Origin of the sequence: Methylomonas sp. MS20 (assembly GCF_050275925.1) — a bacterium.
GTDB classification, from domain to species: domain Bacteria; phylum Pseudomonadota; class Gammaproteobacteria; order Methylococcales; family Methylomonadaceae; genus Methylomonas; species Methylomonas koyamae_A.
Genome location: NZ_CP189962.1, coordinates 1,897,696 through 1,909,956, shown reverse-complemented (window position 1 = coordinate 1,909,956; position 12,261 = coordinate 1,897,696). Strand labels below are relative to the sequence as shown.

Below are 12,261 nucleotides of genomic sequence, written 5' to 3'. Positions count from 1 at the left end.
ATTTAGCGACCCGTCCTTACTCCCACGCCCGTTCCAGACTTCGTTCGTTCATTAACAGTCGTTGTAACTTTATTGCTTTCTGGTAAGCTTTCGGATCAGTCACGAACTGGAAAACGTGTATTACTTCAATAGGAGAATTGCCATGGCGGATTATTTGCTGAAGATTAACGACAGGGCCGAAGACATCATCGATTTCACGCCGGAAGAAATTAGCCAGATCACGCCAGATGAAATTCAACGCATTTTCTATGATCTGCAAATTCATCAGATCGAGCTCAAAATGCAAAATCAGGAATTGCGTACCGCTCAAGAAGAACTTACCCGTTCAAGAAACAATTACCACTACTTGTTCCATCAACTCCCGGTCGGCATTGTGATTGTGAACTCGACCGGCTTTGTGGAACAGGTCAATGACACCCTCCTGGAATGGCTCGGTATTGAAAAAGGGCGGCTTGTTAAAAAACACTTGTCATCGGTCATACTCGAAGACGATAAAGTGCTTTTCAATTCTCGCTTCGACAGCTTTTTCAAGAACCCTGACGGCAAGTCGCTGGTGTTGAGCGTGAACGGCAGAAAAAACGTAGCGTTGAAAGTCAAAATGTCGGGCAAAAAAATCGGCGGCGACGATGTGGTCGCGCTAATGAACCAACCCGACCAAACATTGATCATCACCGTCGCGGACGTCAACGATTTATAGCGTCTTGTTCGCGCGGCTTAGTCCATGGCGCCACCGTAGGTATCGTTGCGAATCAACGCTTTCCACCATCGGCGCTCTCGGTTTCGTTTAGACTCGGCGGCCCGAGAACAAGCAAAATCGAATTGCCGTGATGATATACCTCGATGACAGTGTAAAGCCAACCACGATACCTTTCCGCTGGAATTCCGCTTTCCGCCTTGCAAGGCTGGAAAGAAAACGCCGTTTAAGCATCGATAGACTCAACGCGGCGCGCCTGGCAGCCATGACTAGCAATCTGTTCCGACGGAGTCGCCTAATCCCGACCTAAGCCTAATACCGCGCCTTCCGCCCAGCCTTGGAAACCTACTCCCGCCACCGATTACTCCGCGCCGTGAACCGATGAAGACACCCAATGACAAGAAGGAGCCGCAATACGTCGTAGGCATCGGCGCCTCCGCCGGCGGTTTGGAAGCCATCGAAAGTTTCTTTAAAAAAATGCCGCCGGATACCGGCATGGCCTTTATCGTCGTCCAACATCTGTCGCCCGACTATAAAAGTTTGATGGTGGAACTGTTATCGAAGCACACCCTAATGCCGGTGCTGAGAATCGAAGAAGGCATGAAGGTGGAGCCGAATCATGTTTACCTGATTCCACCGCGCAAAAACCTGACGATGTTTCACGGCCATCTGCTGTTGAACAATCAAAACCACACCAACGAACTCAATCTTCCGATCGATATCTTCATGCGCTCGTTGGCCGAGGATGTTTCCGAATTCGCGGTCGGCATCATTCTCTCCGGCACCGGCAGCGACGGCACTCGCGGCATTCGCGCCATCAAGGAACACGGTGGCATGGTGATGGTTCAGGATGAGGAGAGCGCTAAATTCGACGGTATGCCGCGCAACGCCATCGCCACCGGTCTGGTCGACTTCATAATGCCGCCCGAAGACATGCCGAAACAGTTGATGGCATTCGTCAAGCATCCCTATGCCGTTCAAGAAGCCACCATCCACTCGGAAGACAGCGATTTGACGCGGATATTCGCGTTGCTGCGCGACAAGCACAAAGTCGATTTCACGTTTTATAAACCCAACACCATAGTCCGCCGCATTGAACGCCGCATCTCGATCAACCAATGCCGCGACCTCAAGGAATACCGCAATCTATTGGAAGATAATTCGCAAGAAGTGTCCGCGCTATTTCAGGAGTTGCTGATCGGCGTCACCAACTTCTTCCGCGACGACTTTGTATTCGAAGAAATCCGCGGCAAATGGCTGACGCCCTTGGTCAAATCGCTGACCAACAACGAAATTCGGGTTTGGATCGCCGGCTGCTCGACCGGCGAGGAAGCCTATTCGCTGGCGATTATGTTGGCGGAGTATCGAGAATATTCCGGGCATTTCTTCCGAATGAAATTATTTGCCACCGATGTCGATGCCAAAGCCGTGGAAAAAGCCAGCACCGGTTTATACCCCGAGAGTATCGCCGCCGATGTGCCTTCGCATTTGCTGGTCAAATATTTTTCGCGCAAGGAAGACAGCTTTCAAATTTCGCAATCGATCCGCGAAATGGTGGTATTTGCCCAACACAACCTGATCAAGGACCCGCCGTTCACCAATATTCATTTGTTGAGTTGCCGAAATTTATTGATTTATCTACAGCCGGTCCTGCAAAAAAAGATACTCGAGCTGTTTAATTTCTCGCTGGTCAAAGACGGCCTGTTGATGCTCGGCACCAGCGAATCCATCGGCGAAATGGTCGACTATTTCGACATGATCAGTCCGAAAGGCAAGATATACCGGGCCCGAGGTAAATATCGGACCTTGGGCATTAGCAGCATGGACCCGCCGCCGGCACTGATGACCTCTTTCCGCGCGAATTCGCCGCAATCGGGTCGCAACTTCGCCAATCGCTACCAAGACGACAAGATTCTGGAACGCTTTTTCAACGCGCTGACCAAAGACATACTGCCGTTCACGATGATAGTGAACGAAAACATGGAAATATCCCACATCTTTGGCGACGCTCAGCGCTACCTGAGCTATCCCAGCGGCAAGCTAGTCACCGATATTACCAAACTGGTCAGCAAGGATTTGTCGATTCCAATCGCGACCGGTGTGCGGAAAGCGCTGAAAAGCGGCGACAGCATCAACATGTCCAACATCAAATTACGCGAAAAAGACAAAGCTCGGACGCTGAATATTCATATTAGGTTGCTTCCCGGCCGCAAAAGCCAAGAAACCCTGATTGCCATTCTGATCTTCGAGGCTGATCATCATGCCACCCAGGATATAGGCTTCGTCGCCGACAATTTCGATATTAACCAGGATGCCGCCCAGCGTATCAACGATCTGGAGCATGAACTGCAACTGACTCGCGAAAACCTGCAAGCCACCGTTGAAGAGTTGGAAACCTCCAACGAGGAATTGCAGGCGACCAACGAAGAATTGCTGGCCAGTAACGAAGAATTGCAGAGCACCAACGAAGAACTGCAATCCGTTAACGAAGAGTTGTATACGGTCAACGCCGAACATCAGAGCAAAATTACCGAATTGACCATTCTGAACAACGATCTCGACAACTTGTTCAATAGCACCAATATCGGGATCTTGTTTCTGGACGAAAATCTGGATATTCGCCGCTTCACCCATAAGCTGCAAAGCTTGTTCCATATTGTCGAAAACGACATCGGCCGGCCGTTCTTTCACCTGACCCATTCCATTCGCGATACCGACCTCGAGGATCTGATCAGCCGGGTAGTCGAGAAAAAGATTATTTTGGAATCCGAGGTTCAAAATCAACACGGCAATTGGTACTTCATGCGGATTATTCCCTACGCCGTATCCGACCGAATCTATTCCGGCGTCATTCTGACCTTTGTCGATATCGATCTGTTAAAGCAAACTCAACAGAGTTTGCGCCAACAGACCGAATTGGAAACCCAACGTTTGGCCAGTTTTGTCAATGATTCGGCGGACGCGATTACTCTGCTGGACGATACGGGCAAATTTATTACCTGGAATCGCGGCGCGGAAAATTTATACGGCTGGAGTTCGCAGGAAGCGCTGCAAATGCGTTTCGAAAGTCTGGTGCCGTTGGCTGAACGTCCGCGCATGCGTGGCGTCTTCGATAAGCTCCAACAGGGCGAACAAATGGCCCAATTCGATAGCAAACGTCTGAACCGCCACGGAGAAGTCATCGATGTCTCGGTGTCGGCCACCTTGCTTTCGTCGCAAAACGATACCGGCCAAATCTTTGCATTGACCGAACGCGATCTCAGAAGCCATCTTTTAATAGACAAACGCCATTGCATCAGCTGCATCCAAAAATTGGCCACGCTTCTGATGGATGTTGACGAAGCGATCATCGTCATCGATTTCGAGGGGAGTATCGTCGCTTGGAATACCGGCGCGGAATCGCTGTACGGATGGAGCCGATCGGAGGCCATTGGCATGAAGTTTGACAGCTTGGTGCCGGATTATCTCCGCACTGAAGCCCGCGAAATGTTTCAAAGTATCACGTCCGGCAAATCCAACTATCAGGTTACGCAAAGCCAGCGCCTGACACGCAATAAGCAAATACTGGACATTACGATGATTGCGTCGGTACTCGGTTATCAAGACGGCGATACCATCTTGGTCGTTACCACAGAAAAACCGGTTTAGCCTTGCTTAGTCTTTGAGCCCATTGTGCGTGGGAAGCCCGCTTCCAAGTACGGAGTTTTTTCCGATTCGCGGTCATTTCGAGCATATTTCGCCTGAAACCGTCGCGCTCAGTAAATGAAACCTGCGGTCGGCTGGGTTTTTAGTGTAGACTGCAAGCTTTCCACAAATGAAGTAATGCAATGCCTCAAATCAAAACCCCGCCTCCACCCAGAATCAACTGGAACTACCAAACCTATTTTCTAGCGCAATTGAACAAAGCCAAAGAACCGCCAAAAACGGCATTAAGCTGATCTCAATTAGCTGTTTGTAATCGACGACCAACGCTGCTTTCGTGTTCCGCGCTTAATAACCACGCTGTCAATCGGCGTTTCATCCGCAGCCTAATTGCCAAGTCGTCATCGGCCCCGTCTAAACAGCATGCGGCAATCGATCCCAACCCCAGAATTGCTCAAGCTCCATAGCGTCGGAAGGTTTAATTTTCCTGGCGTCTTTACGCCCGCCAACTTTAATCGGTTAGCGCTCCGGAACTCGCGGTAATTTTGGCCCCTACATCGCTTGTCGTTGGCCGCGCCGAATGTCGACGTCTACTGAGCTGGCGAACAGCATGTCGGCCACCGTATGCGTCTCGGCGTACCCCAGCCCGAGTAAGATAGGCTGGCAGAGTGAAAGCAACTGATTTCGAAAACCGGCAAATTCGCCAGAAAACGCCGGACCTTGATGCGCCAGTCAGGCTTAGGCCCGGCCGTAGCGACGACCAACGCAACCCGAAGCGGCGGCATTTCGAATCAGCCGAGAACTTTCCATTAGCCCAATTCGACATCCACTCGCCGAAATTGCCCATCCCGCAGCGCTTGTGCCATACCGGCCGGCAAGCTACCGCCTTCGACGATCCTCGAGCCCCGATTCCCGTCATACAAGCGATAGCGTAGCGGCTGAACGGCGCTGATTCCGAAACTGTCCCGCCGACTTGGATTGATATATACCAACAGCGTGCTTCCAAACAAGACCATCGCTGCCCTGTCGGCCGGCAGAATCTCGTCGTACCCAAATGGGCTCACGGTTCGCGAATCGGCGGCGAACATCGTCCCGGCCAGTAGCGGCGCCGGCGCGAAACAGAGTTCCCCGTTCCGACACGCAAAGGGCTGGGGACCGAGAAACAAGTGCGTCCACAGATGCAATAATTCGACGGTCGAACCGGACAAGCGGGCCACGCAGCCGCGACCGTGTTGGCGTGGATCGACGTCGAAGCCGCTGGAGACCAGGAAGCTGGAGTTTTCGATGGGACTGCGCTGATACTCCGCTGGATCGCGGAAGGCCACCAGCAGTTTTTCGAGGTCGGCATAGAATTCGTCGACCAGCCCGGCCCTGAGCATTTCCAACACAAATTTATAGTGCATGTGCAGAAAAATCGAGCCGTTCTCCAGCCAACCATCATTGAACACGCCGATTCGTCCCAAGGCCAACGCATCGTTGCCCAGCGGCGCATTCAAGCGGTACATGCCCAGTTTGCGATCGAACAGCGCGGAAGCGCGAGCGGCCTGGTACAAGCGGCGCGCCTCGTCCGGCCCGGCGATCCGCAACGCATGCACGAAGCCTTCTAGGAACAGGGGCAAGGTATGCTGTTCGAAGCCAAGCACTTCGACCTTGTCGCCTTCCAGCGCTCGGTAATCGCTGACTTCGTATGAGTAATAAGTGTGTATGCCTTGCGGCATCCGAGCTTTTTCGATCGCGGCGGTCAGATGCCGGCTGGCCTCGGCCAGAAACTCGCGCAATTCGGCCAAGCCTACCGTCCTGAGTTCGCCGGCAAAGCCCATGAATACGCGAGCCCGATAGCCTTCTTTTAGATCGCCGCTGTCGCGCCAAAACCGCTCGGCGCTGGGTTCCGGCTCCGCCAGCAATCGTTGTAGTCCGGCGATGAATTCCGCCAGTTCCATCGGCAAATCGCAGCTACCGTCCGGGCTGTCCAGCGCCAGCCGGGTGAAATCCACCAAGCGCAGCAGTTCTATCGTCTCGTTGACCGCCGAACCGAAAATGCCGGGCAAGCCGTTCAACGCGTCGCACCAGCCAGGCCGGTCGGCTTCCATTTCGATGCCAATGCCGGCCGGGTCCAGCGTTGCCAGCTTGTTGGCGACCAAGGTCAAAATCTTGCCCAGCAAGCTGGTATAGACCACTTCACCCAAGCCGTGCCGGTCGCGAACCCGATGCTTATCGGCAGCTCGCGCGGCGATGATCGCTTGCTTGTCGGCGCTGAATCGCACCGCGCCGTATTGGCGAACCCCGTGGGTGGTCAGTACGCTCTTTTGGGTACGCGGCGCGACAAAGTGGCTGGTCTCGAAAAAGCTATAGCCGGTTTCCAGCAACAAGTCGGTCAGCCGCTCCGGAAAAATCGCCCGGTAGGCGATCAACAAATCGACCAGATAAGTCCAATGGTCGGACCAGTAGCCGCGGTCGAACTCGGCATCCTCCACTTCGCGGGCTTCGGCCAGGATCGCGGCGATCAAGTCTTCGACATCGGCGCCAGCCTCGGTCAGCGCTTGCCAAAGTTCCGCGTATTTGAACTCGGTAGCCAACAAGGCCGCCACGCCGGGTAGGCTGCTCAGCCGTTCCGCCAGACGCTCCGGCGCATCGACCACGAAACGGCTGTTGCGCAACGCACAGGGGTTGTAACCGTCGGGCTGAATCAGGTTGAAAAAATAGCGAATGTTGCGGGCGCCCAGCGCCGGTTCGAAGAACAAATCGACGCGGCGGTTTTGCAGCACATCGCGGAAGTCGCCGTTCCCTTCGGAATACGGCGTGTCCTGCAATAAAAAGTCGTTGTAATCGCGCTCCAGATCGCCGTGCTTACGGCCGAACAAATACAGCAACCCGCCGCCCGGCACCGGTGTCGGGAAGCCGCCGCGCAAACCATTATCCAGGTAACACTGGCGGACGTGCGCGTCGAACAACGGCTTGGCGGTGGCGGTAAACGCCTTTTGACCAATTCGGTCCAGCAAACGCCGGTTGGTCTCGCGCTTGGCTTCGAAATAGCCAGTCTCGGCGGCCTCGGCGACGAAGGTTCGGCAAATCTCGGGCGATGCGGCGTGGCCGTAGATGCCGTAAAACGCCCGGCTGGCACCGGGCGGCACCTCCAGCCTCAGGGTCTGGAAGGCCGACGGCGTGCGGTTGCCGGCCACCTGACGGTCCAAGTCCAGCGCCGAACCACCAAAAAACCGTTCCGCCGTCGCGAAATCCCCCGCCAAGCCGAATACCCGCTCCGGATCGACGATGACCGGATTCAACACGCCGTCCCGGAACCCGGCAAAAAAGTTGCCGGCCACGACCGGCTCGACTTGCGGACTGTCGGTCGGCCACACCCGTAGCCGATAAAAAGGCACCCGGCCGGCGGCCTCCTCGACGCGCATAAACGCTTCCGAAGTACGACTCATGAATTTAAGTATCCATTGATTCATTGCGTAAGGCAGCACTTGCGGTAAGCCGTCGACGACTTCGATAGACAAACCGACCGGCGAGGTGTTGGTGATTTCGACTCGGCGCAACAACCCGGCCACCGCCGCTTCCGGCAAGGTTGCCATATCGGCGCGGATCCGCAAGCCCAGGCGTGGATGAGATTCCTCGACGCCTACTTCGTGCTCCGACACGTACAGACGTTGCCGAACGTCGGCGCCGGCGTTGCGCTGAAAAGGCTCGTGGCCAATCGTGGCCGAGCCGTCGCCGATCTTCAGAAAGGTGCGAAAACCGCGCGACGCGGTCAGTTGGTAGGCCTTGTCGGCCGGAAAAAACTCCAGGAACGCGCCGTCCTTGTTGCGAACGCCGAAGCTGGCGATGGCCTGGCCGCGATTGACGTAAAACGCCCAGGCCGGACGGCCCGAAATGCCGGCGATGCCCGGCAGAAAACTGGCGAACGGCGCTTGGTCGTTGTATTGCTCGATGACGAAAGCGCCGTCCGAGTCGAAGAAATAAGCGGACTGGTTCAACGGAATGACCTCGGATGTCGCGATGAAAACGCTGTCCAGCTTAGTACAGACTTCCAAGTTTCACTCGGCGTTTCCGCCTGTAGGCACGTTGGCGGGCAACGCTCGATCGCGGCCAACCACTGCTGATTTTTCAGCATGTCGCCAGCAATACCTGCCCGAGTACCAACAGCCCAACCGCCTTAGAAACGCGTTGCCGCCTGTCACCGCGCGATTCGAGCAGTTGGCACGATAACTGCCGCCGTGCCTGGTTGTAGGCTTAACAGTGAGCCTGCCGTATTCATTCCAATTGAGAGAACATCAGATGAAGAAAACTTGTTTCGTTGCCGGCCTGTGGCTTTTAGGCAGTCAAGCCACCCTTGCTCAACAAGCGCCGGAAGCTCCCAAACCACCCTTGGGCTTTTTCGTGACCAGTACCGGACTGGGCAAGGGCGCCGACCTGGGCGGCTTAGCCGGCGCCGATGCTCATTGCCAACAACTGGCCGGCGCGGTCGGTGCCGGCCACCGAACCTGGCATGCGTATCTCAGCACCCAGCCCAGCGGCGGCCAGCCCGCCGTCAATGCCCGCGACCGCATCGGTAAAGGACCTTGGGCCAATGCCGCCGGCGTCATCGTCGCGAACGACGTCGCGCATTTGCACGGCGATACCTTGGAACTGGCGCAGTTGGGTAACAATCTGCATAAAAAGACCGCCTACACCGAGAAAGGCGAAGCGCTGAAAGGCGTCGGCGACACGCCGAACGAACACGATATCCTGACCGGGTCTAAACCGGACGGCACGGCCTATACCGATGCCGCCGACCACACCTGCAAAAATTACACGAGCAGCGGCGAAGGCACGGTCCGCGTCGGCCATTTCGACCGCACCAACGGCGGCCGCACCGGCGGTAACGTGTCGTGGAACTCAACCCACGACAGCCGGGGTTGCAGCCAGGAAAACCTGGTCGCTACCGGCGGGGCCGGCTATTTCTATTGTTTTGCCGCCGACTAGGTTTCGTCGCAACTTAGGTTGCTGTCGCGGCGACCGAGCTTCGGCCGTGGCGTTGAAGACCCGGCGCGTCATTGGCTCAGCCGGCGGTTGGGCTCCGCTCAGCCAGCGGTTGGGCGCTTCGCTTGTAACTTAAGGAAGTCGTTGGGCGTGGTATGGACATACCGGTGTCGGAACGCCCTCGATCGCGGCTAAAGCAGCACCCACGCCCATCGTGTTCATTTTCCGGGGCGAAAATCTTTTCAAGAACGCTAGGATGTAACTCCATTCAAACCAAGCGCTACCGTGCTCGACTTGGCAGCAATAGATTCTCCGCCAAGCTTCTGAACCAGGCGGCGATGGTCTTAGGTGGCTTGGCGCCAACCAGCGCGCGGGAAAACAAACCTTCGGCGACATGCACACCCAGTTGCCGGTAGGCTTCGAATTGTTCTTCGTCGAAGAATTGATCCAGCGTGGTTTGGTGCGGGAAATCCGGGTGGTTCAGACGGTAGCGTTCGATCAGCGCCGGCTCGTTGCCGGTGACCGACAGTTTCAAGTACAACAAGAAACCGGTACCGGCCGGCGTGGCATCGATGGCAGGATAGTCAATCACGCAAAAATGGGCGTGGCTCCGGCTGAAACCGCTGGCCGGATTCGGGCGGATGTCGTCCAACACAGGATCGATGCGCACGCCGAAATCGATTTGGGCGTGGCGTACCAAAGTCATCAAACCGCCGAAGCCAAATCCCGGATCGGCCTCGCCGTCCACGCAGACGATGAATTTACAGCGCCGCCGCAACAATTCGTACACCGCCATATTCTCGATATGCCCGCCATCGGACAGATTCAGCCAAGCCTTGCGTTCCGACATCCCGACACCGAACATTTCCCGAATCAAGCACAAGAAGCCGGGTTCCGAAAACGGCGACCATATCCGTGGATTCTTGATCCAGAATCCCAATCGTAAATTTAGTACCGCCAACAACGCGGTCAGCGTCGGCATCGCGCCCAAACCCATGTGAGCGGAGAGCGCGGCGCCCGAAGTCGCCATCGCGGTGGCCAGATCCACCGGTTTGCCGTTGGCTCGCCAACGCGTTGTTTCGGCGTAACCGACCGAAGGCGCGCCTATCCAGTACTTGGAAAACAAAAAGAAGTCGCAACGTCTATCCTGCAGGTTGGGGCGTTCGCTGGACGGCAGGTTTAGCGCGGTGTTTACCAGATGGTAAGGCGCCTGGTTTCCGCTATTCAGTTTCGCCAACTCGACGATTCGATAAGGCTGCTCGACCGTGCCGATAAACGTCCGGGACAAGCCGTCCCGGTACAAGCGGTGCGGACCGGTCAAATTAATATTCAATACCCAAAAGGCGATGACGCCGGAGGCGGCCAGGATAGCCAGCAGCGCCCAGTCGCCGGGTACGCATTCCAATACCGGCACCGCCACGTTGATGGTCCGCAAATGCCAAAGCGCGTAACCCAGCAACAAGCCCACGATTGGAATCAACAAGCCCGCCGACCATAACAAAACCTGCAACACGATACGCCGCAGTTTGGGTTCCTTGAAGATAGGCAGAAATCGCATCGCCGCCGGCGTCGCGGTGACCAAGCCGCCGATGACGGCCGGAAAAGTCCAATGCGCTCTCAACCATCCGTAAACGTCCAGCGCGATTTTATAGCCGTTGCCGATCGCTTGCGCGGAGTAACCCAACAACGTGAAACCGGTGAGCGTACCGAACAACCAGCCGGCCTTGCTCGCGTAGTCGGGGCGCCAGCGCATCGCCACGCCCCAGCCGATCAAACTGAGCGCGGACAGCCCGGCTAGAACATTTAATGCTTCTTGCCAATAGCCCTTTAAAAAGGGTTGGGTCAGCAGCGTTAACTCGACGATCGCCGCAATCACAAACAGCGGCGCCGTCCAGTTCAATAACATACCGCCCAACGTGGCCGTAGCCATGCCCCAAGCTTGCTTCAGATTTTGGGCGGACAAAAACTTGGCGCGTTGTCGAACATAGCGGATAGCCTCGGGGTCCGGCCCGTGCGGTTTGCCTAAATCGTTTATCGAAACACCTTCGTTCAAGCGGCTGCTGATGAAACTGCCGGTGTAACCGCCGCCGGAAACCGTGGACAGGTAATCCACCTGATGCAGCAATCGATGGTCGGCCAGCACCTGCACGATGCCCAGACCAAACGTGGCCGAACGGATGCCGCCGCCGGACAAGGCCAGCCCAACCGCGTCCTCACCCTCCGGCGTTTCGATCAAGTACTGTTTCCGGCGCTGACCGATATCGCCGGCTTCGTCTCGGTTAATCTCCCTGGGGTCGCCGTCCGGCAAGTAGGCATCGGGAATGCCGAAGCGCAAAGCCTCGAACAAGCCCTCGACGTCTTCCTGTGCCAAGGCCCCCGGACAATCCTGGTCCCGCCAACTGGTCCCGTAGGCCATTTGATGGAATTCGTCGGCGAATTCGCGCAGCACCCGCTGTATCCGGTGCAATTCGCCACGAAACGCGTCGGCGCCGTCGCGTGAATCCAATACGCCGGCTTCCTTGGCCCGGTGCCATTTCGAAGTCACCGGCCGTAACTCGACATTAAGCAACTGAGTGACTTTAGCGGCAAAGAGTTCGCAGCCGGGATTGTCCTTGATCGCGGTCCGGCCGAAGCCGAACAAATCGAACAGACTTTGCAAGGCGCTGGCTTCGATACCGTATTGATACGGCAGACTTTGAGTCGCGATGCGGGTACGCAGTTCGGTCAGGAATTCGTGGGCGGCCTTTTTATCGGCGGCGCTGGGTCGCTCGGCGAGCGACATGGCTTCGGACATGGGCGAGTCTCCATTGGATGACGAGCGGCGGCGCCGTATGAGGCGCGGCGGTCCGGACTAACTTAGCCAACTTGGCGCGTTAGAGTCAAGCTCGGCCCGCGATTCATTTCGGACTGAATGCCAAGCCAGGTTTTAGCGGTGATCTCGGTTGGCCGGGAATCGCTCG

5 protein-coding genes are annotated in these 12,261 nt (G+C 56.1%); 3 read left to right on the top strand and 2 right to left on the bottom strand.

Features of this window, described 5'->3' with window-relative positions; translation table 11 throughout:
• The first annotated feature begins 142 nt into the window (after positions 1-142).
• Positions 143-697, top strand: coding sequence for a PAS domain-containing protein (locus ACQE3D_RS08235; protein WP_071159834.1), 555 nt, complete (start codon positions 143-145; stop codon positions 695-697).
• 378 nt (positions 698-1,075) lie between these two features.
• Positions 1,076-4,342 (top strand): chemotaxis protein CheB, encoded by a 3,267-nt coding sequence (locus ACQE3D_RS08230; RefSeq protein ID WP_427551576.1) that lies wholly within the window; start codon positions 1,076-1,078, stop codon positions 4,340-4,342.
• A gap of 803 nt (positions 4,343-5,145) precedes the next feature.
• Here the strand turns inward: ACQE3D_RS08230 and ACQE3D_RS08225 are convergent.
• On the bottom strand, positions 5,146-8,373 hold the full coding sequence (locus ACQE3D_RS08225; RefSeq protein ID WP_427551575.1) for a hypothetical protein: 3,228 nt from the start codon (positions 8,371-8,373) through the stop codon (positions 5,146-5,148).
• A 244-nt stretch (positions 8,374-8,617) separates the two neighbouring features.
• Between ACQE3D_RS08225 and ACQE3D_RS08220 the strand changes: the two genes are divergently transcribed.
• The gene (locus ACQE3D_RS08220) at positions 8,618-9,304 is read left to right on the top strand and encodes a lectin (RefSeq protein ID WP_427551574.1); all 687 of its coding nucleotides are present in this window, start codon (positions 8,618-8,620) and stop codon (positions 9,302-9,304) included.
• Positions 9,305-9,581: 277 nt separating this feature from the next.
• Here ACQE3D_RS08220 and ACQE3D_RS08215 read toward each other — a convergent pair whose 3' ends face one another.
• Positions 9,582-12,095 (bottom strand): patatin-like phospholipase family protein, encoded by a 2,514-nt coding sequence (locus ACQE3D_RS08215; RefSeq protein ID WP_427551573.1) that lies wholly within the window; start codon positions 12,093-12,095, stop codon positions 9,582-9,584.
• Between the last annotated feature and the right edge of the window lie 166 nt (positions 12,096-12,261).

Excerpts from the sequence above, each read along its gene's own strand:
- ACQE3D_RS08235 (WP_071159834.1), top strand. The coding sequence starts at position 143 with ATGGCGGATTATTTGCTGAAGATTAACGACAGGGCCGAAGACATCATC.
- ACQE3D_RS08230 (WP_427551576.1), top strand. The coding sequence starts at position 1,076 with ATGAAGACACCCAATGACAAGAAGGAGCCGCAATACGTCGTAGGCATC.
- ACQE3D_RS08220 (WP_427551574.1), top strand. The coding sequence starts at position 8,618 with ATGAAGAAAACTTGTTTCGTTGCCGGCCTGTGGCTTTTAGGCAGTCAA.
- ACQE3D_RS08215 (WP_427551573.1), bottom strand. The coding sequence starts at position 12,095 with ATGTCCGAAGCCATGTCGCTCGCCGAGCGACCCAGCGCCGCCGATAAA.